The following is a 22,720-nucleotide window of genomic DNA, read 5'->3' on the forward strand; positions in this document are numbered from 1 at the left end:
TTGTGTTGGCGCGAGGCCTCAGCGAACAGGTCGAACTTCAGGGCGCTACGGGGAGTGATCATGGCAAAGGATGGAGCACGCGTTCTCGATCAACAAGGGACCGGATGGGTTTTGAGAGGTTCCCATTCGTGCCGGTGGTCTTGTAATGCCCAGCGAAAAGCCGCGACATGGTGGACATGCGGATGGCGTTCCGGTTGAACGTCCTGGTCTTTTGGGGGTTGGTATTTTCGGGGGCCATTTGCATCTTTCAATTCAACGTTGCGTTGACTGATAGATGCGCCCTTGTGCTTGACATTTGCCTATCAAATAGGCAGTATTTATTCATGCAGTTGTTTGGAGGGCGCAATCCTTCATTCAACCTGACCCGCCACCCGGCGGGTTTTCTTTTTTCTAAACTACTCCTATTTTTTGGCAAAAAACAAGTTATGCCGGGGTGTGATATCAAAACCACCCGTGGCAATGGGTGAGACGCCAAAAATGCAATTGGATGGGTTGGGTGGAGTATCTCTATTATTCCCTAGCCCCCACCCCCTCCCCGGAGCGCTGCGCGCTTCCGACCCTCCCCGCCCCCACGCAAGCGCGGGGAGCCGGAAGGGTGTCGATGGCTGAATCAAGCAATTCAAAATATACAAGCGCCGATATGGAATTCGTCCGGGGTATGGGGCTGGCCCCATGAGAGCGAAGCGGAAGCCGGCAGCGTCAATATACAACTGACGCTATACGCGGGGCGGAATCCTGGCGAGCCAGGCCCGTTATTTCCGCGCCATGAAAAGCAGGGTTTTCTGAATGCTCGCTATACGGCATAGCCAGAAAGCGAGATGACTGGCACTGGCTGGGGTAGTGCCATTGCATGGCAGAACCCGGCGTGCAAGGCTATTCCAAGGGCTTGTGCTTGCGAAGCAAGGCCCCCGGCAGGGTCAGTCCAGGAGAATCCTGGCCGCATTTCGTAATGAACCCCGCAAGGGGTGATATTGCGAAATATAGTCGGTCCCTATATTTCGACAAAGCCAGCGAATAATGGTAGGTTGAATCAGCGAGAAAGCGATTCAACATGTACCAGTTTATCCACATTGAGACATACGCCCGGTCGGCGTCGAAGAAGACCAAGCCGAGCAAGCCGAAGGGCGGCGCGAAGAAGGGCGCGAAGGCCAAGCCGGCCGCCGCCGTGTCCGATGCCGTCGTGCCGAAAGGCATGGATGTGTTCACCCAGGCGGACGGGTCGAAGGGCAAAAAGGGCAAGAGCACGATGGCGGAGGTACTGGCCGAAGCGCTCCGCGATGACGGCCATTGCGCCCACGTCGCCCAGCCCGAGCCGCCCACCTTCCTGGTGGGCGATGAAGCGGTGTTGCGTGGCCTGCCGGCTGAGATTGAGCGCAACTGCGTGGCATACAGCCAGCGGACGGGCGGGCCTGCGGTGCGCAAGGATGCCCATGTGCTGCTGGCCGGCGTCGCGTCGTATCCCCGTGCCCTCTCCGATGCGGACCCAGCGGGCTACGACTGCTGGGAAAAAGCCACGGTGCGGTGGCTGCGCGAAAAGTACGGCGAGAACCTCCGGTGCGTGCTGCGGCACGGCAACGACGAAGCCCATCCGCATATCCATTTTTTTGTATGTGATCGCACCCGCGTGAATGCGAAGGAACTGCACGACGGCTATGCCGCTGTGGCTCATCTCCCATTGCTGTCGAAAGAGAACAAGCAGGTCTTCAACGATGCAATGCGCGACTTCCAGAGCGACTATTACGCCAAGGTAGGCCACGCGGCCGGCCTGCTGCGCGATGGCCCCAAGCGCAAGCGCATGGACCGGCCCACATACAAGGCCATCCAGCGAGAGGCCAGGGAGCGCGTTGCGCTCAATGCAGAGGTGTCGCAAGTCCATGCGGACTTGCTCAACGGGGCCGCCATCGAAGCCAAGAAGGCAGCAGAGCAACGCCGGGAGGTGGAGCGCGAAGCGGGTGCCCTGGCTGTTGAGCGTGCGGAGTTGGACAAGCTACGCGACAGGACGCAAAGCGACCGCGCTGCCGTGGATGAGGAGTGGGCGCGCGCCCGTGATGCGCGGGCCGCTGCTGAGCAGTCGGAGAACGCGGCCCGACGTTTGGAGCAGTCTGCGAAACGGGAGCGGGCGAGCCTGGACAAGCAGGCCGAGCGGCTGGCTCAGGCCACGGCAGCGCGCGACCAAGAGGCGGACGCGCTGCGCGCGGAGAAGGCGCGCGCCGTGGCAATAAGCAGGCGTTACGAGGGCAGGTTGGCTGGCCTGGGGGCCGTCGAGGATGTGCGCGCCCTGGTGGGCAGGCCCGAACTGGTCGCCATGCTCGAATTCATCGACAAGACCCTTGAAGCCCGCGAGCTGCTGGACTTCATGAAGTCCGACCCGGAGATGTTCCGCGTGATGGCCGCGAGTATCGATGTCTATCGAGGCATAGGTAACAGCGCGCAAGCACCTTGGCAAAGCGATTTATCAAGGGCTGCGGCTGCCTACTTGGAGTCGGAGCGGGAACGGGAGCGAGAGGCCCAAGCTCAACCCCAGGCCAAAGGCTCAGGGCTGGACTTCGGCATGTAGCGGCTAATCTTCCGAGAGCAAAGCGCCCAAATCCTCGGAAGATACTTCGACCAAGCTCGCCTTGTCGGCGGGCTTTTTCATGCGCTGGCGCTTCGCATCGTCGGGGCTGATGTACGTATGGAAAACTACACCTGGATAGTCCAGACGGTCGATGACCCGTTTCATGCTCCGAATGGAGAAAGCTCCCGTGTACGTGTCCGTGTGAATGTCGAACTGCCCCCGGCCAGAGGTGAGCGAGTGCGCCACGGAATGGCCGGCAAGGCGGCGAAGAATCAGGGCCTCTGGGATACGCTCTTTGATGGCGGTTTCCTCTGATACGCCCGAAGCGTCGAGGATGGCTTGGGCCAGCGAACTGATGAACCGATGGCGGAACGAGTGAAACACCACATCGGGGTCCACGATCTGCAGGTAGTCCCGAAGATACTTTGTGTTGAACCACTGACTCGCCGCTTTGCCATAGCCATCAGCTTTCGCCCTGTTGAGGGCGAACAGATTCGCCGGACCGTCCTTGGCCTCCGCCTTCTTTGCCTGAACGTAGGTGATGAAACCCAGGTCAATCAGCTTCTGGTGAACCGGGATGAGACGGCGACTTTCTTCCGTTTTGAGGCTCTGGCCATCGTCTTCTGCGGCGGTGATATTGAGGTACCAGAGTCCCTCGTCGTCCTGCCTCACGTCGTCGGTGGACAGTTGGGACAGTTCGTTGACACGGGCACCCGTGAACGCGGCCAAGTGAATGACCCAATACTGATAGCTGCGGTTGTACGCCCCGTCGCGGTAGTAGTCTGAGCCGAAGATTTTTTGCAGCTCTTTTTGCGTGAACGCTCGGCGGTTGACACCTTTGCGGGCCTGGATAGTTTTCACTTTGAAGCCTTCCAACAGCGTTGGGTTGACCGCGTACTGCCGTTTGCAGAAGTCGAGGAAGTTGGCGGCAACGTTCAAGTAGCCATCCAGAGTGCTTTGGGTGATTGTCTCGGCAAGTTGCCCATCGACGCGATACAGCGTCTTGGCGCGTACCCGCTTGATGAGGGTATCGAGCGGTAGCCCAGCGGCCCCCGGCAGCTTGTCCAGGTTCTTGGGGTAGTAGGCCAAGTCCTTGCGGTACTGCTCCAAGTCCAACGGCGTGAGGGTGCCAACGTGCCGTGCGCTGAAACGGTCGATGAACGGTTTCAGGCGGGTCTGGATTTGAGGGACTTTCTTGGCCCCGACTTCCTTCGCGGTGGCCCGCTCCTCTTCGTACTTGACGTATTCCTTGACCAGTCGGCCCACGGTCTTTGCCGCTACTGGGGAGAGGCGTCCGGGCTCGTTGATGGCAGGGGCGTGGGTTGCCGGGCTGGGGTCGGGTTTGTCCCAAATAGCCACGGTTGAAGGGATGCCACGGGTAGCCCCGCGTGTGGCGCTCTCGATGAGCGCATCCATGTTGCCCACGTCTTGGGGGCCAAGGTCGGTCAACTCGATGTCGAACCCCTGCCCCTTTATCTTCACGCCGAAGGGAATGGGCGGTTCTGTCGGTTTTTTCATGCGCGCTTGAAGGTATGCGATCACGCTGGTGCGCGATACCGTTGCATTTTCCAACAAGAAGCCATCGAAAAGCACACGCAGCAGGCGGGCGGTGGTCTTCGCATGGCGCGGGTCTTTCGTGCCCGTGGACAGCTTGAAGTCCCGGCTATCGTTTGCAACCCTCTGCGGCGCGGGGATGACAAACCGGGCGAAGTAGACGCCATTTCGGGACTTTTGAAGGTACGACGAGGACAGCATAGAAGGGCTCCGGGTGTGCCCCTTGGCGTCTCCCCGCAGTGTCCTTGTAACAGAGCCCTAAAAATTCCTTTGAAAACAACAACTTAGAAATATGGTGGAGCTGGCGGGAATTGAACCCGCGTCCGCAAGCCTTCTTCGGGCAGATCTACATGTTTAGCGGTCTGTTTTGATTCTCATGGCCCACGTCGCGCAGTCGCACGCTACGTGGGTCACCAGTACCCTTGGATCTCGCTCCATGCCAAGGTACCCGGCACGGAACCAGCCAGCGTGAATAACCTTGCAGCCGGGAGGTCTTACGACCCCCTTGCCCAGCCCGCTAGCATGCTGTTGCAAGGCTCACCGGTTTAAGCGGCGAGTGCGAAACGTTCGTCGTTTGCAGTTAGTTTTTTGAATGCAGATTTACGAGCGCCACTCAAGCTCGACATGCACCACACCGATTCCGAACCCACGTCGAAACCAGGGCAGCCCCAAGCCTCGTATTTTAAGGCGCAGAGATCAATTGCAAGACCTCGAGCGGAGATTTAATTGCGGCCTGTGCGCCCCACTCGTGCACCGCGGTCTGCGTACCGAGGTAGCCGTATAAAGCGGCCACGGTGTGCATGCCAGCCGCAAGGCCCGCGACGATGTCGCGCTCATCGTCGCCGACGTAAACGCAATGCGCTGGCTCGATGTCCAGGCGCCTGGCGGCTTCGAGCAGGGGCTCAGGATGTGGTTTGCTGTGCGCGGTGGTGTCGCCACTGATCACCGCTCCAGCGCTGCTGAACAGCGGCGTGGCCGCCACCAAGACGTCAGTGAATCGTGCCGCCTTGTTGGTGACGATGCCCCAGGGCATGCCACGCCGGGTCAACTCGGCGATCAATGCTTCCACGCCATCGAACACTTTCGTGCGCTGCTGAATGCAGGCCTCGTAGTTGACGAAGAACTCTTCCCGGAACGCCGGAAAGTCGGGATGGGCCGTGTCCATATCGAATGCCACGGACAACATGCCCCTGGCTCCGGCCCCTGCCATGGGCCGATACCGCTCGGCAGGCAGAGAAGGCAAGCCACGGTCCGTTCGCAATTTGTCGGCGGCAGCACCCAGGTCAGGAGCACTATCGATCAATGTGCCGTCGAGGTCGAACAAGATGGCACGAACATGGGTAAAGACAGGTGAACTCATACGGCGGCGCGGCGTGCAGCGAGCATGTAGTTGACCGAAGTGTCGGCACTCAGCCAATAGCGTTTGGTCAGCGGGTTGTACTCCAGTCCCCGGCTGTGAACGATATCGAGGCCCGCCAGCCGACTGGCGGACGCCAATTCGCTGGGCTTGATGAATTTCGCATACTCGTGCGTGCCTTTGGGCAGCATGCCCAAAATGTATTCGGCGCCGACGACTGCCAGCATGAACGCCTTGGCATTGCGATTGATGGTGGAGAAAAAGACCCAGCCGCCGGGCTTGACCAGACGCGCACACGCTTGAATCACCGAGGCGGGGTCAGGCACGTGTTCCAGCATTTCCATGCATGTGACGGTATCGAACGTGCCAGGCACTTCCGCAGCCAAGTCCTCCACGCTGATTTCGCGGTATTGCACATGGGGTGTCCCGGTTTCCAAGGCATGCAGTTGCGCGATGCGCAATGATTTGCTGGCCAGATCGATGCCCGTTACCTGTGCGCCTTTTCTGGCCATCGAATCCGAGAGGATGCCGCCACCACATCCCACATCCAGCACCTGCTGCCCTTCCAAACGCGATATGCCATTGATCCATTCCAGGCGCAACGGATTAATCTGATGCAATGGGCGAAATTCACTTTCCGGATCCCACCAGCGGTGGGCGAGTGCGGAAAATTTGGCCAGCTCTGCTGGATCGGCATTAATGTGATCGCTCATGTGGGTAGGTGCTCCAAAAGAGATGGCCCATAAAAAAAGCCCCGTTTCCGGGGCTTTTTCGTGACTGATTCGGAAATCAGTTAGAAGCGCGGGTACCGACCACTTCGATTTCCACGCGACGGTTCTTCGCACGGCCTTCCTTGGTCTTGTTGTCGGCGACAGGTTGCTTCTCGCCCTTGCCTTCAGTGTAAACGCGGTTCTTTTCGATGCCCTTGGACACCAGATAAGCCTTCACAGCTTCAGCGCGGCGAACCGACAGCTTCTGGTTGTAGGCATCGGTACCGACGGAGTCGGTGTGACCCACGGCGATAATGACTTCCAGGTTCACGCTCTTGACCTTGGAGACCAGGTCATCCAGCTTGGCCTTGCCTTCTGGCTTGAGCACGGACTTGTCAAAGTCGAAGAACGCATCGGCAGCGTACGTCACCTTGCTGGCCACTGCGGGAGCAGGAGGCGCTGCAGGAGCGGGCGTTGCAGCAGGTGCAGGAGCAGCAGCGGCAGGGGTAGAAGCAGGAGCCTGAGCAACCAGAGCACCATCACAACCGACAGCAGCGGTAGCAGGGGTCCAGTTGGCATCGCGCCAGCACAGTTCGTTCGTGCCGTTCTTCCACACCAGTTCGCCGGTACCGTTCTGCCAGTTGTCAACAATCTTGCCGCCGTCGGCTGCTTTGACTTGAGCGCCAGCCGAGGTAGCAAGCACAGCAGAGGCCAACAACATCGCCACTTTGTTCAGTTTCTTCATGGTTCTCCTCTTGGGGAAAAAGCCGCAGCCGCGCTGCGAATATGGACGTCATCAGTGACCATCACTAAAAACGTTGAAATGATTGTGCCATACGTAACAACGCAAAGTGGTTGCAGACGGGGCGCGCACGGTAGGACAAAAGCGCTTTACCCCTGATGTGTTGCGCACTTGCGACAAGACGTTCCGCCTAGAATGGCCCTCCTCCGCCGTCCACGCAGTTCTCCATGACACAGTTCGCCAAAGAAACCCTGCCCATCAGCCTTGAAGAGGAAATGCGGCGAAGTTATCTCGATTACGCGATGAGCGTAATTGTGGGTCGCGCGCTGCCCGATGCGCGCGACGGCCTCAAGCCGGTACACCGGCGCGTGCTGTTCGCAATGCACGAACTCAACAACGATTGGAACCGGCCCTACAAGAAGTCCGCCCGTATCGTGGGCGACGTGATCGGTAAATACCACCCGCACGGCGATCAATCGGTGTACGACACGATTGTGCGCATGGCGCAAGACTTCTCCATGCGCCATCTGCTCGTCGATGGCCAGGGCAACTTCGGTTCCGTTGATGGCGACAACGCGGCCGCCATGCGGTACACCGAAATCCGCCTGGCGAAGATCGCCCATGAAATGCTGGCGGACATCGACAAGGAAACCGTCGACTTCGGCCCCAATTACGACGGCAGCGAGAGAGAGCCGCTGGTTCTTCCCAGCAAGCTGCCCAATCTGCTGGTCAACGGCTCCGGCGGTATCGCCGTGGGCATGGCCACCAACATCCCCCCGCACAACCTCAATGAAGTGGTGGACGGTTGCCTGCACCTACTGCACCACCCCGATGCATCCATCGACGATCTGATGGAGATCATTCCGGCGCCCGATTTCCCCACGGCCGGCATCATCTACGGCATCAACGGAGTGAAGGACGGCTACCGCACGGGCCGCGGCAAGGTGGTCATGCGCGCGCGCTGCCACTTCGAGGACATCGACCGCGGCCAGCGCCAGGCCATCATCGTGGACGAGCTGCCCTACCAGGTCAACAAAAAGACGCTGCAGGAGCGGATGGCCGAGCTGGTGCACGAGAAGAAGATCGAAGGCATCAGCCACATCCAGGACGAGTCCGACAAGTCGGGCATGCGCCTGGTGGTCGAACTCAAGCGCGGCGAAGTGCCCGAGGTGGTGCTGAACAACCTGTACAAGCAAACGCAGCTGCAGGACACGTTCGGCATGAACATGGTGGCCCTGGTGAACGGGCAGCCGCGCCTTTGCAATCTGAAGGAACTGGTCAGCGTCTTCCTGCAGCACCGCCGCGAAGTGGTGACGCGCCGCACGGTCTTCGAACTGCGCAAGGCACGCGAACGCGGCCATGTGCTGGAAGGCCTGGCGGTGGCGCTGGCCAACATCGACGACTTCATCCGGATCATTCGCGAGTCGCCGACGCCCCCCGTGGCCAAGGCGGAACTGATGACCCGCTCGTGGGACAGCAAACTGGTGCGCGAAATGCTCACGCGCACCCGGGCCGACGGCGGCACCGTGAATGCGGACGACTACCGCCCTGAAGGGCTGGAGCGTGAATACGGAATGGGCCAGGATGGCCTGTACCGGCTGTCCGACACCCAGGCGCAGGAAATCCTGCAGATGCGTCTGCAGCGCCTGACCGGCCTGGAGCAGGACAAGATCGTTTCCGAATACCGGGACGTGATGGCCGTGATCGAAGACCTGCTGGACATCCTGTCCAATCCAGAACGCGTCTCCGTCATCATTGGCGAAGAGCTGACGTCCATCAAGCAGGAGTTCGGCCAGCACAAGCTCGGGGCGCGGCGCAGCGTGGTCGAATACAGCGCGCAAGACTTGTCTACCGAAGACCTGATCACGCCCACCGACATGGTGGTCACGCTCAGCCACACGGGCTACATCAAGAGCCAGCCGCTGTCCGAATACCGGGCGCAAAAACGCGGCGGGCGGGGCAAGCAGGCGACGGCCACGAAGGAAGACGACTGGATCGACCAGCTCTTCATCGCCAACACGCACGACTACATCCTGTGCTTTTCCAACCGCGGTCGCCTCTACTGGCTCAAGGTCTGGGAAGTGCCGGCCGGCTCCCGCGGCTCGCGCGGCCGCCCGATCGTCAACATGTTCCCGTTGCAAGAAGGCGAAAAGATCAATGTGGTTCTGCCGCTGACCGGCGACATGCGGACGTTCCCGGCTGATCGCTACGTGTTCATGGCCACGAGCATGGGCACCGTTAAGAAGACGGCGCTCGATGAATTCAGCAACCCCCGCAAGGGCGGCATCATCGCCGTCAACCTGGATGATGGCGACTACCTGATCGGCGCGGCGCTCACCGACGGTGCGCACGATGTCATGCTGTTCAGCGATGGCGGCAAGGCGGTGCGTTTCGACGAAAACGACGTGCGCCCCCTGGGCCGCCAGGCACGCGGCGTGCGCGGCATGATGCTGGAAGACGGGCAGAGCGTGATCGCCATGCTGGTGGCCGAAGACGAGACCCAGAGCGTGCTCACCGCCACTGCGAACGGCTACGGCAAGCGCACCAGCATCGTCGAATACACGCGCCATGGCCGGGGCACCAAGGGAATGATCGCGATCCAGCAGAGCGAGCGCAACGGCAAGGTCGTGGCGGCCACGCTGGTCCACGCCGATGACGAGATCATGCTGATCACCGACAAGGGTGTGCTGGTTCGCACCCGCGTGTCGGAGATCCGCGAACTGGGCCGAGCCACCCAAGGCGTGACGCTGATCGCGCTGGACGAAGGCTCGCAGTTGAGCGGCCTGCAACGCATCGTGGAAAACGATGCCAATGTGCCGGACATCGACGCCGATGAAGAAGGTGGCACGCCGCCCGCAGACGCCTGATCCATGCCCCATGCGAAGCGCTCCGAAGGACGCTTTGCTATCACAACCATAGCAATCAGCCTTAGATAAATATGCGCTGAGGCCCTATTTCACTTGAAACCATGAATCGCCCGTACAACTTCTCCGCCGGCCCGGCCGCCATTCCCGCCGAAGTCCTGCAGCAAGCGGCTGCCGAAATGCTGGACTGGCACGGAAGCGGCATGGGCGTCATGGAGATGAGCCACCGCGGCAAGGAATTCGTGTCGATCTACGAACAGGCCGAAGCCGACCTGCGTGAGCTGCTGGCGGTGCCTTCGCAGTTCAAGATCCTTTTCATGCAGGGTGGCGGTCTGGCTGAGAACGCCATCGTGCCGCTGAACCTTTCGCGCGCGGCGACGGTGGACATGGTCGTCACCGGCAGCTGGAGCCAGAAGTCGGTGAAGGAGGCCCGCAAATATGCAGCGGAAGTGCACGTGGCCGCGTCGGGCGAGACCAGCCACTTCACCACGCTGCCCGAGCCAGCCAGCTGGGAGCTGAGCCGCGGCGCGAGCTACCTGCACCTGTGCAGCAACGAGACCATCCACGGCATTGAATTCCACGAACTGCCCGACCTGAAGGCGCTGGGCAGCGATGCGCCTCTGGTCATCGATTTTTCTTCCCATGTGGCATCGCGCGCCGTCGACTGGTCGCGCGTGGGCCTGGCGTTCGGTGGAGCGCAGAAGAACCTGGGCCCTGCCGGCCTCACGCTGGTGGTGGTGCGGGAGGATCTGCTGGGGCACGCCCTGCCCGCCTGCCCCAGCGCCTTCGACTACAAGATCGTGGCGGACAACCAGTCCATGTTCAACACCCCGCCCACCTGGGGCATCTACGTGGCCGGCCTGACCTTCCAGTGGCTCAAGCGCCAGCGCGAGGGCGAACTGAGCGGGATCGCGGCGCTGGAGCATCGGAACATCGCAAAGGCCCGGCTGCTGTACGACACTATCGACCAGTCGCAGTTCTATGTGAACAAGGTGTCGGAGAACGCCCGGTCCCGCATGAACATTCCGTTCTTCCTGCGCGACGAATCGCGCAACGATGCCTTCCTGGCAGGCGCCAAGGAACGCGGCCTGCTGCAGCTCAAGGGGCACAAATCGGTGGGCGGCATGCGCGCCAGCCTGTACAACGCCATGCCCCTGTCGGGCGTCGAGGCCCTGGTGGCCTACATGCGAGAATTTGAGCGCAAACACGCCTGAAGCCCTGACAGTCCAGAGAAAACGCCCCCACACCTTTCATGACCATCCCGCAAGCCTCTCCGGACCTCGCCAGCCTGCGCGTCCAAATCGACAACATCGACCAGCAGCTGCTCACACTGCTGAACCAGCGCGCCCTGGTCGCTGAACGGGTGGGCGAGATCAAGAAGCGCGAAGGCACGCCCTTCTTCCGTCCCGACCGGGTGGCCCAGGTCATCGAGAAGATCCAGACCGCCAATCCCGGCCCATTGAAGGGGCCGCATGTCGCAGCCATCTGGCGCGAGATCATGTCCGCCTGCCTGGCACTCGAGTCCCCGCAGCGGGTGGCCGTGCTCGGCCCGGCCGGCACCTTCTGCGAGCAGGCGGCCGTGGAGTTCTTCGGGGGCGCGGCCGACCTCATGTATTGCGCCAATTTCGACGAAGTGTTCCACGCCACGGCGGCAGGCAGCGCGCAATACGGCGTGGTCGGCGTGGAAAACTCGGTCGAGGGCGTGGTGACCCGGTCGCTCGATCTGTTCCTGCACACGCCTTGCCACGTGGTCGGCGAAGTGAGCCTGCTGGTGCGCCACAACCTGATGCGGCAGTCCGATTCGCTCGAAGGCATCGAAGCGGTGCTGGCACACCCGCAGGCGCTGGCGCAATGCCAGGGATGGCTCTCCAAACACCTGCCCCACGCGGAACGCCGCCCAGTGTCCAGCAATGCGGAAGGGGCCCGGCTGGCCGCCACCAATCCGGCGTGGGCGGGCATTGCGAGCGAACGTGCCGCCACGCAATTCGGCCTGCACCTGGTCGCGCATGCCATTCAGGACGATGCCTACAACCGCACCCGGTTCGCCATCATCTGCCTGCCGCACACGCTGCAGACGCCACCGCCGTCCAGCAAGGACTGCACCAGCCTGGTCATCTCGGTGCCCAACCGTCCCGGCGCGGTCCACGACCTGCTGGTGCCGCTCAAGACCCACGGCGTGTCGATGACCCGATTCGAATCCCGGCCGGCCCGCACGGGCCAGTGGGAGTACTACTTCTACATCGACCTCGACGGCCACCCGTCCCTGCCCCACGTGGCTCGGGCCCTCGAAGAACTGCGTGCGCTGTGCGCGTTCTACAAGGTGCTGGGCACCTACCCGGTCGCGCCATGAGCGGGCCCGCCATGTTTGAACAGCTGGGGTTGATAGGCTGCGGCCTGATGGGAGGGTCGTTCGCCCTGGCCATGAAGAAGGCCGGCCTCGTCAAGCGCGTGGTCGGATACAGCAAGTCGCCGTCCACCACCGACCGCGCCCGCCAGATGGGCGTGATCGATGTCGAGGCACCGTCCGCCTTGCTCGCCGTGGCGGGCGCCGACATCGTGCTCGTGGCCGTCCCCGTGGCCGCGACCGAGGCCACGCTCAAAGCCATCAAGCACCTCGTCACACCGCAGATGCTGATCATGGACGTAGGCTCGACCAAGGCCGATGTGGTACAGGCCGCACGCCGCGCCCTCCGCGACCAGGTCGGCTCGTTCGTTCCGGCCCACCCGATCACCGGGCGCGAGGTGTCCGGCGTGGAATACGCGGAAGCCGAGCTGTACAGCGGGCGCCAGGTCATCCTCACGCCGACAGAGCGCACCTTGACCGCCCATCTGCAAAAGGCCGAAGAAGTGTGGCGCACACTGGGTTGCCGGGTGCAAAGCATGTCGCCCGAGTCGCACGACGCCGCCTTCGCGTCCGTGAGCCACTTGCCGCATCTGCTGGCCTTCGCCATGATGAACAGCATCACGGCGCAAGACCATGGCGACCTGTTTCTCTCCCTGGCAGGACCGGGCTTTCGCGATTTCACCCGCATCGCGGCCAGCGACCCCAAGGTGTGGCGCGACATTCTGCTGTCCAATCGCGAAGAGTTGCTGGCGCAGTCGCAGCTCTTCCAGCAGGCGTTGCAGCAGCTGGAGCAGACCATGCAGCAGGGCAACTCCCAGGCGCTGGAAGACCTGATCACCCTGGCCAGCGAAACCCGCGCGCACTGGCGCATGGGCGCGCAGCGCACACCCACCCCCAATTCCTGATGTTCAGCACCGAGTTTCTCGACCTCCCGCCCCTGGCCACGGCGGGTGGCGCCATCCAGCTTCCGGGCTCCAAAAGCATTTCCAACCGTGTTTTGCTGCTGGCGGCACTGAGCGAAGGCACCACCGAAATCCACGACCTGCTGGCATCCGATGACACCCGGGTCATGCTCGATGCACTGCGGCAACTGGGTTGCACGGTGGACGAGCAAGGCGCCAGCGTGCGCATCACGGGGCTGGGCACACAACCCGCCAACGCCCCGGCCGCCCTCTTCCTGGGCAATGCCGGCACGGCGATGCGCCCGCTGACGGCCGCGCTGGCACTGCTGGGCGGCGAGTTCGAGTTGTCCGGCGTGCCGCGCATGCACGAGCGGCCCATCGGTGACCTGGTGGATGCGCTGCGCCAGCTCGGCTGCCGCGTCGACTACCTGGGCAACGAAGGGTTTCCGCCCCTGCGCATCGCACACGCCCAAGGCGTGCCGCCGCTATCGCTGTCCAGGCCCATTCCCGTGCGCGGGGACGTGTCTAGCCAGTTCCTCACCGCCCTGCTGATGGCCCTGCCGCTGGTCGCAGTCCAGCAAGACGTGGTGATCGAGGTGGTGGGCGAGCTGATCTCCCGGCCCTACATCCACATCACGCTGCAGTTGCTGGCGCGGTTCGGCATCGATGTGCAGCATGACCAGTGGCAGCGGTTCACCATCCCGGCCGGCAGCCGATACCGTTCGCCCGGGAGCATCCACGTCGAGGCCGACGCGTCTTCGGCCAGCTATTTCATTGCGCTGGGCGCCATCGCCGGCGTTGCCGAGCAGGACGACGGCGTGCAGATCCTGGGCGTGGGGCAAGACTCCATCCAGGGGGATATCCGCTTCATCGAGGCCGCGCAGGCCATGGGCGCACAGGTCACGGGTGGGCCCAACTGGCTGAAGATCCGCCGCGGCGCATGGCCGCTGAAGGCCATCGACCTGGACTGCAACCACATTCCCGACGCCGCCATGACGCTGGCCGTCATGGCCCTCTATGCCGAAGGCACGACCACGCTGCGCAACATCGCCAGCTGGCGCGTCAAGGAAACCGACCGCCTGACCGCCATGGCGACCGAGCTGCGCAAACTCGGCGCCACGGTGGAGGAAGGCGCGGACTTCCTGCGCGTCACGCAGCCGGCTGCGCCTGCCGGCTGGCGGGCCGCCAGCATCCACACCTACGATGACCACCGCGTGGCCATGTGCTTTTCACTGGCGGCCTTCAATCCGGCGGCGCTGCCCGTTCGCATCCAAGACCCCAAGTGCGTGGCCAAGACGTTTCCGGATTATTTCGAGGCGCTGTTTTCCGTCACGTACACCCCCACGGAACGCATTCCGGTGATCTGCATCGACGGCCCCACCGCATCCGGCAAGGGCACCGTGGCCGCCGCCGTGGCGCAGCGGCTGGGCTACCGGTTTCTGGACTCGGGCGCCATGTACCGCATCGCGGCGTTGGCTGCCCTACGGGCGGGCCTGCAGATCGATGCGGCGCACGAGCCGCGCATCGCCACGCTCGCACACGGGCTGCCCGTGCGTTTCGAAGGCGGGCGGATCTGGCTCGGCGTCGACGATGTGACCGATACCATCCGCACCGAAGAAGCAGGCATGAATGCGTCGCGCGTTTCCGCACTGCCCGCCGTGCGGGAGGCCCTGGTGGCCCTGCAGCACAGCTTCCGGCGACTTCCGGGGCTGGTGGCGGACGGGCGCGACATGGGCACCGTGATCTTTCCCCACGCCGCCTTGAAGGTCTACTTGACCGCCAGCGCGGCATGCCGGGCCGAACGCCGGCATAAACAGTTGATTTCAAAGGGGATTTCGGCTAGCATCGCAGACCTTCGCGCCGATTTGGAGGCGCGCGACGCCCGGGACAGTTCCCGCAGCGTTGCGCCCTTGAAGCCGGCGCAGGATGCCCTGGTTCTGGACAACTCCTCGCTCACGGTCGATGCGGCTGTCGAGCAAGTACTTGCCTGGTGGCAGGAACGACAGCCCTTCGCCACCTAGGCACGGGGTTGCAACCCGAGGCTCACGCCCCGGACAGGCCCGCCCGGCCCCACAGGCACCCAGTGCCCAGACCGTGCGGCTCTCCAACCTAACCGCGGTTTTGCCGCAAGAAACCTCCGCAGGCAGCTCTAAAAACGATGGCAATGGTGCTGTCGGAACCCTGTTTGCGGCTTTAGGAAATACATGTCTGAATCTTTTGCCGCCCTTTTCGAAGAGTCCTTGACACGCACCGAAATGCGTCCGGGCGAAGTGATCACCGCCGAAGTCGTGCGCGTGGAACACAACTTCGTCGTGGTGAACGCCGGCCTCAAGTCCGAAGCCTACGTGCCCCTGGAAGAGTTCAAGAACGATAAGGGCGAAGTCGAAGTCCAAGTGGGCGATTTCGTCTCCGTGGCCATCGGCTCGATCGAAAACGGTTACGGCGACACCATTCTGTCGCGTGACACCGCCAAGCGCCTGGCCTCCTGGCTGGCGCTGGAAAAGGCCCTGGAATCCGGCGAATTCGTCACCGGCACGACCAGCGGCAAGGTCAAGGGTGGCCTCACGGTGCTGGTCAACGGCATCCGCGCCTTCCTGCCAGGTTCGCTGATCGACACGCGTCCGATCAAGGACCTGACGCCTTACGAAAACAAGACCCTGGAATTCAAGGTCATCAAGCTCGACCGCAAGCGCAACAACGTGGTGCTGTCGCGCCGCGCGGTGGTGGAAGCCTCCATGGGCGAAGAGCGCGCCAAGCTGATGGAAACCCTGAAGGAAGGCTCCATCGTCCAGGGCGTGGTCAAGAACATCACCGAATACGGTGCGTTCGTGGACCTGGGCGGCATCGACGGCCTGCTGCACATCACCGACATGGCATGGCGCCGCGTTCGCCATCCCTCGGAAGTGGTCACGGCCGGTCAGGAAATCACGGCCAAGATCCTCAAGTTCGACACCGAAAAGAACCGCGTGTCCCTGGGCCTCAAGCAAATGGGCGACGATCCATGGATGGGCGTTTCGCGCCGCTATCCTTCGGGCACCCGCCTGTTCGGCAAGGTCACGAACATTGCCGACTACGGCGCATTCGTGGAACTGGAACCCGGCATCGAAGGCCTGGTGCACGTCTCCGAAATGGACTGGACCAACAAGAACATCGCTCCTTCCAAGCTCGTGTCGCTGGGTGACGAAGTCGAAGTCATGGTCCTCGAAATCGACGAAGACAAGCGCCGCATCAGCCTGGGCATGAAGCAGTGCAAGGCCAACCCATGGCAAGAGTTCGCGCAAAACACCAAGCGCGGCGACCGCGTCAAGGGCCCGATCAAGTCGATCACCGACTTCGGCGTGTTCGTGGGCTTGGCTGCCGGCATCGACGGCCTGGTGCACCTGTCCGACCTGTCGTGGAACGAAACCGGCGAAGCCGCCGTTCGCAACTACAAGAAGGGCCAGGAAGTCGAAGCGATCGTGCTGGCCGTGGACGTGGACCGCGAACGCATCTCGCTGGGCATCAAGCAGCTCGACGGCGACCCATTCACCACCTTCGTGACGGTGAACGACAAGGGCCAGACGGTGACCGGCAAGGTCAAGACCGTGGACGCCCGTGGCGCTGAGATCGACCTCGGCGAAGACATCATCGGCTACCTGCGCGCTTCGGAAATCTCCCGCGACCGCGTGGAAGATGCCCGCAATGTGCTCAAGGAAGGCGACGAAGTCACGGCCGTGGTGGTGAACGTGGACCGCAAGACCCGCAACATCCAGCTGTCCATCAAGCAAAAGGACATGGCCGACGAGCAAGGCGCCATGGCCAACCTGAGCCAGCAATCGAGCCGCGAAAGCGCCGGCACGACCAGCCTGGGCGCCCTGCTGCGCGCCAAGCTGGACAACTCGGACAAGTAATCCGAGAGTCAGGCAACGACCGCTTCGGCGGTTGTGAATGGCGGGCGCCTCGTGCGCCCGCTTCTTTTTGTTCTGTTTCCCAGGTTGCAAAGACTAGGATTCCATGACCCGATCAGACCTCGTTGAAGAACTGGCGGCACGGTTCAGCCAGCTCACCCAGCGCGATGCCGAATACGCCGTCAAGACCATTCTGGACGCCGTGGGCGACGCATTGGTGCGTGGCCACCGCATCGAGATCCGGGGTTTTGGCAGCTTTTCGGTCAACCGCCGCCCGCCCCGCATGGGCCGCAATCCCCGCAGCGGCGAAGCCGTGGCGATCCCGGAAAAGCGCGTGCCCCACTTCAAGCCCGGCAAGGCCCTGCGCGAAGCCGTAGACCAGCGCACGGTCGAAATGGGCATCGTCGATGCACCGTCGCAAAAACATCAAAATTGATAGCTGCCTGCGCTTGGCTGTCAAGCGCCAGGAGCCCGTGGCACGGGTATCGGCGCAGATGGCAGACGCGCCACGGCGTGCCCGTAGAATGCCCCCACACCACCGGGGAGACGCATGAAATACCTCCTGTGGCTGCTCAAGGCAGCCATTTTTTTTACCCTGTTCGCTTTTGCACTGAACAACCAGCAAGACGCCACCGTGCACTTCTTTTTCGGCACGCACTGGAGCGCCCCCCTGGTGCTCGTCGTGCTGACGGCCTTCGCGGCCGGGGTCGTCGTGGGTGTGCTGGGCATGGTGCCCCGCTGGTGGAAGCACCGCAGCGCCGCCCGGCGCGCACAGGCCGCGTTGCCGGCTGAAGCCCCGGCCCCCGCACCGGTCGCGGCTCCAGCCGTGCCGGACCTGCAACAACAACCGCCCTCCATCCATGGAATTTGATTTCAGCTGGCTGCTGCTGGGCCTGCCGCTGGCGTTCGTGCTGGGGTGGTTCGCCTCCCGCTTCGACCTGCGGCAATTGCGCGAGGAGAACCGCCGCGCGCCCAAGGCTTATTTCAAGGGCCTGAACTTTCTGCTCAACGAGCAGCAGGACCAGGCGATCGATGCGTTCATCGAGGCGGTGCAGAACGATCCAGACACGTCCGAGCTGCATTTCGCGCTGGGCAACCTCTTTCGCCGCCGTGGCGAGTACAACCGCGCCGTCCGAGTGCACGAGCACTTGCTGTCACGCGGCGACCTGAGCCGCACCGACCGCGACCGGGCGCAGCATGCGCTGGCCCTGGACTTCCTCAAGGCCGGCCTGCTCGACCGCGCCGAAGATGCCCTGCGGCGGCTGGAGAACACTCCGTTCGAGAGCCAGTCGCGCCTGGCCCTGCTGGCCATCTACGAACGCTCGCGTGACTGGCCGCAGGCGGCGGCCATCGCCCGCAAGATGCACGGATCGCACCAGGGCGACTTCAGCACGCGGCAGGCCCACTACCTGTGCGAACAGGCCATCGCACGGGCCGCGCAAGGCGACCAGGAAGCCGCGCAGGCGCAGTTCGAAGAGGCCGTGGCCGCCGCGCCCCACGCGCCCCGCCCGCGCATCGAACTGGCCCGCCTGCACCACCGCTGCGGCCGGCCGGAACAGGCGTTTTCCACGCTGCTGGAGCTGTCGCGCGAATCGCCCGGCGCCCTGCCCCTGGCCGCCCCGTTGCTGGTCGAGGTGGGCGCAGCCACCCAGCGCGCCGAGGAAACCTACCAGCTGCTGCTGGGCCATTACGAGCGGGCGCCGTCGCTGGACATGCTGGAGGCCATCGTGTCGATGGACGCCGCCTCGGGCGACGCGTCCCGGCCCGGGCCGCAGTGGTACGTGCGCCATCTGGACAAGGAGCCCTCGCTGGTGGCGGCCGCGAAGTGGCTGGCGCAGGAAACACTGGAGCACGAGCAGTTCCATCCCCAGGTGCAAAAGGCGCTGGATCAGGCGACCAAGCCGCTCACCCGTTACCGCTGCGCGGCCTGCGGCTTTGAGGCCCGGCAGCATTTTTGGCAATGCCCCGGCTGCCAGACCTGGGACAGCTACCCCGCCCGGCGCGTGGAAGAGCTATGAAGCTTCCGGGGATCAAGGCCCTGCTCGTGGCCGCGGCTGCGGCCGTTCGCTGCGCGGCGGCCGTGGCGGCCGTGGAGGTCAACACGGCGTCCGTCGCCGACCTCGACGGGGTCAAAGGCATCGGCCCGGCGCTGTCGGCCAAAATTCTCCAGGCGCGCGAGAAAGGTCCGTTCCAGAACTGGCCGGACCTCGTCGGCCGCGTCCCGGGCCTGGGCAAGGCCTCCGCCGCGCGCCTGTCCAGCGAAGGCCTCACGGTGAACGGTGCCGCGTTCGACGGCGCGCGGGCCGCAGCCGTTCCATCGCTGCCCATGGCGGGCGCGTCGCGTTAGACACCCAACGGATTGCGAGCCCGCAGCACGCCCAATCTCCGGGCTCTGCTAGGGTATTCATAGCATGTCCGAAAGGCATGCCCGTAGAATCGTTCGGGCATGCCCCTGATCCTCCTCGTCCTCCTCCCCTTCATCGGCAGCCTGTTGGCGGCGGTGCTGCCGTCGAACGCGCGCAACACCGAATCCACGCTCGCCGGTGCGATCGCGCTGTTCTGTGCGGTGCAGGCTGCGCTGTACTTTCCGGAGATCGCCGCGGGCGGGGTGCTGCGCCAGGAAATCCCCTGGCTGCCCGCGCTGGGGCTGAACCTGGTGATCCGCATGGACGGATTCGCCTGGATGTTCTGCATGCTGATCCTGGGCATCGGCTCGCTGGTGGTGCTGTATGCGCGCTACTACATGTCGCCGGCCGATCCGGTGCCGCGCTTCTTCTCGTTCTTCCTGGCGTTCATGGGCGCCATGGCCGGCGTGGTGCTGTCGGGCAACATCATCCAGCTGGCCTTCTTCTGGGAGCTCACCAGCCTGTTCTCCTTCCTGCTGATCGGCTACTGGTACCACCGCCAGGACGCGCGCCGGGGCGCTCGCATGGCGCTCACCGTGACGGGCACGGGCGGACTGTGCATGCTGGCAGGCATGCTGGTGATAGGGCACATCGTGGGCAGCTACGACCTCGACCATGTGCTGGCCGCCGGCGAGCAGATCCGCAACCACCCGTGGTACCTGGCGGCCCTGGTGCTGGTGCTGCTGGGTGCGCTGACCAAGAGCGCGCAGTTTCCCTTCCACTTCTGGCTGCCCAACGCCATGGCCGCGCCGACGCCTGTATCGGCCTATCTGCACTCGGCCACGATGGTCAAGGCGGGCGTCTTCCTGCTGGCGCGCATGTGGCCCGTGATGGGCGGCACCGAGCCCTGGTTCTGGCTGGTGGGCGGCGCGGGCGTGTGCACGCTGCTGGTGGGCGGCTATGCGGCCATGTTCCAGAACGACCTCAAGGGGCTGCTGGCGTATTCCACGATCTCGCACCTGGGCCTGATCACGCTGCTGCTGGGGCTGAACAGCCCACTGGCGGCGGTGGCTGCGGTGTTCCACATCATGAACCACGCCACCTTCAAGGCCTCGCTCTTCATGGCGGCGGGCATCGTGGACCATGAAAGCGGCACGCGTGACATCCGGCGCCTGTCCGGACTGCGCACCATGATGCCGGTGACGGCCACCCTGGCGATGGTGGCCAGCGCCTCCATGGCGGGCGTGCCGCTGCTCAACGGCTTTCTGTCCAAGGAAATGTTCTTCGCCGAGACGGTGTTCCTCGACGCCTCGCCGCTGGTGGCGACCGTGCTGCCCGTCGCCGCCACGCTGGCCGGCGTGTTCAGCGTGGCCTATTCGCTGCGGTTCATCGTGGACGTGTTCTGGGGCCCGCGCGCGCAAGACCTGCCGCGCCAGCCGCACGAGCCGCCGCACTGGATGCGCGTGCCCGTGGAACTGCTGGTGCTGGCCTGCCTGGTGGTCGGCATCTTTCCCGCGTGGTCGGTCGGCCAGTATCTGGACGCGGCGGCACGGCCGGTGGTCGGCGGCCCGTTGCCCGAGTTCAGCCTGGCCATCTGGCACGGCTTCAATACCCCCTTCGTGATGAGCCTGGTCGCCCTGGGCGGCGGCACCGCGCTCTACCTTCTGCTGCGCCGCCAGCGCGCCGCCGGCAAGGTGGATGCGCCCCCGCTCATCTACCGCGTGAGCGGACGGCGCCTGTTCGAGATCGCCCTCACCTGGCTCACGCTGTGCGGGCACAACGGGCGGCGGCTGATGGCCACGCCGCGGCTGCAGTGGCAAATGCTGTGGCTGGTGCTGGCGGCGCTGGCCGGCGCGGCCCTGCCGCTGTGGACGCAGGGCCTGCAGCTCGGCGACCGCGGCACGCTGCCCCTGTCGCCGGCCTTCGTGGTGCTGTGGACGCTGGGCTCGATCTGCGCGGTGGCCGCCGCGTGGCAGGCCAAGTACCACCGGCTGGCGGCGTTGACACTGATGGGCGGCGCGGGCCTGTGCACCTGCATCACCTTTTTGTGGTTCTCGGCGCCCGACCTGGCGCTCACGCAGATCGTGGTGGAGATCGTCACCACCGTGCTCGTGCTGCTGGGCCTGCGCTGGCTGCCACGGCGCGACGAGCGCCTGCGCGGCGTGGACACCACCCACCCGGGCATCGTGCGGGCACGGCGGCTGCGCGACATGGCGGTGGCGCTGGCCGCCGGCGGCGGCATGGCCTGGCTGGCCTTCACCATGATGAGCCGGCCGTTCCCCGAAAGCACCTCCACCTTCTTCCTGGAGCGCGCGCAGACCGAGGGCGGCGGCACCAACGTGGTCAACGTGATGCTGGTGGACTTCCGCGGCTTCGACACCTTCGGCGAGATCGTGGTGCTGGGCATCGTCGCCCTGACGGTGTATGCGCTGCTGCGCCGCTTCCGCCCCGCGCGCGAGACCATGGACCTGCCCGAGCAGCAGCGCAACATGCCGGCCGATCTGCAGACCGACCTGCTCAACCCGCGCAATGCGACCGACACCGCCATCGGCTACCTGATGGTGCCCGCCGTGCTGGTGCGGCTGCTGCTGCCATTCACGGCCCTGGTGTCGTTCTACATGTTCATGCGCGGCCACAACGAGCCGGGCGGCGGCTTCGTGGCCGGGCTGGTGCTGTCGGTGGGGCTGCTGCTGCAATACATCATCTCGGGCACGCACTGGGTCGAGGCGCATCTGCCGCTGTACCCGCGCCGCTGGATCGGCACGGGGTTGCTGTTCGCCCTGGGCACCGGGCTGGGCGCCATCGCGCTGGGCTATCCGTTCCTGACCAGCCACACCGCGCACCTGCGCCTGCCGGTGATCGGCGAGATCCACATCGCCAGCGCGCTGTTTTTCGACATCGGCGTCTTCACCCTGGTCGTCGGCTCGACGCTGCTGATCCTCACCGCCATCGCCCACCAATCGGTGCGGGGCCACCGCTACCACGCGCGCCTGGCCGAGGAGCGTGAGGCCGAACTGGCGGCCAGCCCCGACGCCACCGCCCCCGAAGGAGGAGCCCGCTGATGGAAATCGTTCTCGCCATTGCCATCGGCGTGCTCACCGGCTCCGGCGTGTGGCTGCTGCTGCGCCCGCGGACCTTCCAGGTCATCATGGGCCTGGCCCTGCTGTCGTATGCGGTCAACCTGTTCATCTTCAGCATGGGCCGCCTGGGCCTGGCCATCAACAAGGAGCCCGTGCTGGTGGAAGGTGTTCCGAAGGACCTGCTGCACTATGCCGACCCCATGCCGCAGGCGCTGGTGCTGACTGCCATCGTGATCGGCTTCGCCATGACGGCGCTGTTTCTCGTGGTGCTGCTGGCATCGCGCGGCATGTCGGGCACCGACCATGTGGACGGCACGCGCTCGCACGACGTGCAGGAGATGCCGTGACCCCGGCCCTCGCGCACGCCCTTTCCGCATG

Annotated in this window: 17 protein-coding genes and 1 other RNA gene; 13 read left to right on the forward strand and 5 right to left on the reverse strand. The window is 63.9% G+C overall.

All coding sequences use genetic code 11. The features are described 5' to 3' along the window. Positions 1–1,051: 1,051 nt before the first annotated feature. Positions 1,052–2,557, forward strand: a complete 1,506-nt coding sequence (locus tag AVMA1855_RS20370) for a hypothetical protein (protein WP_284427111.1) — start codon at positions 1,052–1,054, stop codon at positions 2,555–2,557. A 3-nt stretch (positions 2,558–2,560) separates the two neighbouring features. On the opposite strand, the gene AVMA1855_RS20375 is transcribed toward AVMA1855_RS20370, so the two are convergent. The 5 genes from AVMA1855_RS20375 to ompA all read right to left on the reverse strand — a co-directional run bounded on the left by AVMA1855_RS20375 (position 2,561) and on the right by ompA (position 6,923). Then, on the reverse strand, positions 2,561–4,312 hold the full coding sequence (locus tag AVMA1855_RS20375; protein WP_284427112.1) for a site-specific integrase: 1,752 nt from the start codon (positions 4,310–4,312) through the stop codon (positions 2,561–2,563). Positions 4,313–4,404: 92 nt separating this feature from the next. Further along, positions 4,405–4,781: a transfer-messenger RNA gene (gene ssrA, locus AVMA1855_RS20380) on the reverse strand. A gap of 12 nt (positions 4,782–4,793) precedes the next feature. After that, positions 4,794–5,471, reverse strand: a complete 678-nt coding sequence (gene gph, locus AVMA1855_RS20385) for a phosphoglycolate phosphatase (protein ID WP_284427113.1) — start codon at positions 5,469–5,471, stop codon at positions 4,794–4,796. Further along, the gene (gene ubiG, locus AVMA1855_RS20390; RefSeq protein WP_284401032.1) at positions 5,468–6,181 is read right to left on the reverse strand and encodes a bifunctional 2-polyprenyl-6-hydroxyphenol methylase/3-demethylubiquinol 3-O-methyltransferase UbiG; all 714 of its coding nucleotides are present in this window, start codon (positions 6,179–6,181) and stop codon (positions 5,468–5,470) included. Before ubiG ends, gph begins: the two co-directional genes overlap by 4 nt. Positions 6,182–6,257: 76 nt before the next feature. Next, positions 6,258–6,923 carry an outer membrane protein OmpA gene (ompA, locus tag AVMA1855_RS20395; protein ID WP_284427114.1) on the reverse strand — a complete coding sequence of 222 codons (666 nt, stop codon included), beginning with the start codon at positions 6,921–6,923 and terminating at the stop codon, positions 6,258–6,260. A gap of 224 nt (positions 6,924–7,147) precedes the next feature. On the opposite strand from ompA, the gene gyrA reads away from it, so the two are divergent. The 12 genes from gyrA (at position 7,148) to AVMA1855_RS20455 (ending at position 22,689) form a co-directional block, all read left to right on the forward strand. Next, positions 7,148–9,787 (forward strand): DNA gyrase subunit A, encoded by a 2,640-nt coding sequence (gene gyrA, locus AVMA1855_RS20400; protein ID WP_284427115.1) that lies wholly within the window; start codon positions 7,148–7,150, stop codon positions 9,785–9,787. A gap of 101 nt (positions 9,788–9,888) precedes the next feature. Further along, positions 9,889–10,998 carry a 3-phosphoserine/phosphohydroxythreonine transaminase gene (gene serC / locus AVMA1855_RS20405; protein WP_284427116.1) on the forward strand — a complete coding sequence of 370 codons (1,110 nt, stop codon included), beginning with the start codon at positions 9,889–9,891 and terminating at the stop codon, positions 10,996–10,998. A gap of 38 nt (positions 10,999–11,036) precedes the next feature. Beyond that, positions 11,037–12,134 (forward strand): prephenate dehydratase, encoded by a 1,098-nt coding sequence (pheA, locus tag AVMA1855_RS20410; protein ID WP_272547924.1) that lies wholly within the window; start codon positions 11,037–11,039, stop codon positions 12,132–12,134. Positions 12,135–12,145: 11 nt separating this feature from the next. Beyond that, positions 12,146–13,033 carry a prephenate dehydrogenase gene (locus tag AVMA1855_RS20415; RefSeq protein WP_284401035.1) on the forward strand — a complete coding sequence of 296 codons (888 nt, stop codon included), beginning with the start codon at positions 12,146–12,148 and terminating at the stop codon, positions 13,031–13,033. After that, complete coding sequence (locus AVMA1855_RS20420; protein WP_284427117.1) at positions 13,033–15,051, forward strand: bifunctional 3-phosphoshikimate 1-carboxyvinyltransferase/cytidylate kinase; 2,019 nt, start codon at positions 13,033–13,035, stop codon at positions 15,049–15,051. Before AVMA1855_RS20415 ends, AVMA1855_RS20420 begins: the two co-directional genes overlap by 1 nt. Positions 15,052–15,234: 183 nt before the next feature. Next, positions 15,235–16,920 carry a 30S ribosomal protein S1 gene (rpsA, locus tag AVMA1855_RS20425; protein ID WP_092739611.1) on the forward strand — a complete coding sequence of 562 codons (1,686 nt, stop codon included), beginning with the start codon at positions 15,235–15,237 and terminating at the stop codon, positions 16,918–16,920. A 103-nt stretch (positions 16,921–17,023) separates the two neighbouring features. Further along, positions 17,024–17,353, forward strand: coding sequence for an integration host factor subunit beta (locus AVMA1855_RS20430; RefSeq protein WP_284415059.1), 330 nt, complete (start codon positions 17,024–17,026; stop codon positions 17,351–17,353). 114 nt (positions 17,354–17,467) lie between these two features. Then, positions 17,468–17,788, forward strand: a complete 321-nt coding sequence (locus tag AVMA1855_RS20435) for a LapA family protein (RefSeq protein ID WP_272568882.1) — start codon at positions 17,468–17,470, stop codon at positions 17,786–17,788. After that, positions 17,778–18,935, forward strand: coding sequence for a lipopolysaccharide assembly protein LapB (lapB, locus tag AVMA1855_RS20440; RefSeq protein ID WP_284401038.1), 1,158 nt, complete (start codon positions 17,778–17,780; stop codon positions 18,933–18,935). Before AVMA1855_RS20435 ends, lapB begins: the two co-directional genes overlap by 11 nt. Next, positions 18,932–19,264: a ComEA family DNA-binding protein gene (locus AVMA1855_RS20445; protein WP_284427118.1), complete on the forward strand. Its 333-nt coding sequence runs from the start codon at positions 18,932–18,934 to the stop codon at positions 19,262–19,264. The genes lapB and AVMA1855_RS20445 overlap by 4 nt, the downstream gene beginning before the upstream one ends. A gap of 99 nt (positions 19,265–19,363) precedes the next feature. Then, entirely contained in the window at positions 19,364–22,324 is a 2,961-nt protein-coding gene (locus tag AVMA1855_RS20450; protein ID WP_284427119.1) for a monovalent cation/H+ antiporter subunit A, read from the forward strand. Then, positions 22,324–22,689 (forward strand): Na+/H+ antiporter subunit C, encoded by a 366-nt coding sequence (locus tag AVMA1855_RS20455; RefSeq protein WP_272568874.1) that lies wholly within the window; start codon positions 22,324–22,326, stop codon positions 22,687–22,689. The genes AVMA1855_RS20450 and AVMA1855_RS20455 overlap by 1 nt, the downstream gene beginning before the upstream one ends. Positions 22,690–22,720: the final 31 nt, after the last annotated feature.

Origin of the sequence: Acidovorax sp. SUPP1855, assembly GCF_030158955.1 — a bacterium.
Lineage (GTDB): Bacteria > Pseudomonadota > Gammaproteobacteria > Burkholderiales > Burkholderiaceae_C > Paracidovorax.

Excerpts from the sequence above, each read along its gene's own strand:
- AVMA1855_RS20370 (WP_284427111.1), top strand. The coding sequence starts at position 1,052 with ATGTACCAGTTTATCCACATTGAGACATACGCCCGGTCGGCGTCGAAG.
- AVMA1855_RS20375 (WP_284427112.1), bottom strand. The coding sequence starts at position 4,312 with ATGCTGTCCTCGTCGTACCTTCAAAAGTCCCGAAATGGCGTCTACTTC.
- gph (WP_284427113.1), bottom strand. The coding sequence starts at position 5,471 with ATGAGTTCACCTGTCTTTACCCATGTTCGTGCCATCTTGTTCGACCTC.
- ubiG (WP_284401032.1), bottom strand. The coding sequence starts at position 6,181 with ATGAGCGATCACATTAATGCCGATCCAGCAGAGCTGGCCAAATTTTCC.
- ompA (WP_284427114.1), bottom strand. The coding sequence starts at position 6,923 with ATGAAGAAACTGAACAAAGTGGCGATGTTGTTGGCCTCTGCTGTGCTT.
- gyrA (WP_284427115.1), top strand. The coding sequence starts at position 7,148 with ATGACACAGTTCGCCAAAGAAACCCTGCCCATCAGCCTTGAAGAGGAA.
- serC (WP_284427116.1), top strand. The coding sequence starts at position 9,889 with ATGAATCGCCCGTACAACTTCTCCGCCGGCCCGGCCGCCATTCCCGCC.
- pheA (WP_272547924.1), top strand. The coding sequence starts at position 11,037 with ATGACCATCCCGCAAGCCTCTCCGGACCTCGCCAGCCTGCGCGTCCAA.
- AVMA1855_RS20415 (WP_284401035.1), top strand. The coding sequence starts at position 12,146 with ATGTTTGAACAGCTGGGGTTGATAGGCTGCGGCCTGATGGGAGGGTCG.
- AVMA1855_RS20420 (WP_284427117.1), top strand. The coding sequence starts at position 13,033 with ATGTTCAGCACCGAGTTTCTCGACCTCCCGCCCCTGGCCACGGCGGGT.
- rpsA (WP_092739611.1), top strand. The coding sequence starts at position 15,235 with ATGTCTGAATCTTTTGCCGCCCTTTTCGAAGAGTCCTTGACACGCACC.
- AVMA1855_RS20430 (WP_284415059.1), top strand. The coding sequence starts at position 17,024 with ATGACCCGATCAGACCTCGTTGAAGAACTGGCGGCACGGTTCAGCCAG.
- AVMA1855_RS20435 (WP_272568882.1), top strand. The coding sequence starts at position 17,468 with ATGAAATACCTCCTGTGGCTGCTCAAGGCAGCCATTTTTTTTACCCTG.
- lapB (WP_284401038.1), top strand. The coding sequence starts at position 17,778 with ATGGAATTTGATTTCAGCTGGCTGCTGCTGGGCCTGCCGCTGGCGTTC.
- AVMA1855_RS20445 (WP_284427118.1), top strand. The coding sequence starts at position 18,932 with ATGAAGCTTCCGGGGATCAAGGCCCTGCTCGTGGCCGCGGCTGCGGCC.
- AVMA1855_RS20450 (WP_284427119.1), top strand. The coding sequence starts at position 19,364 with ATGCCCCTGATCCTCCTCGTCCTCCTCCCCTTCATCGGCAGCCTGTTG.
- AVMA1855_RS20455 (WP_272568874.1), top strand. The coding sequence starts at position 22,324 with ATGGAAATCGTTCTCGCCATTGCCATCGGCGTGCTCACCGGCTCCGGC.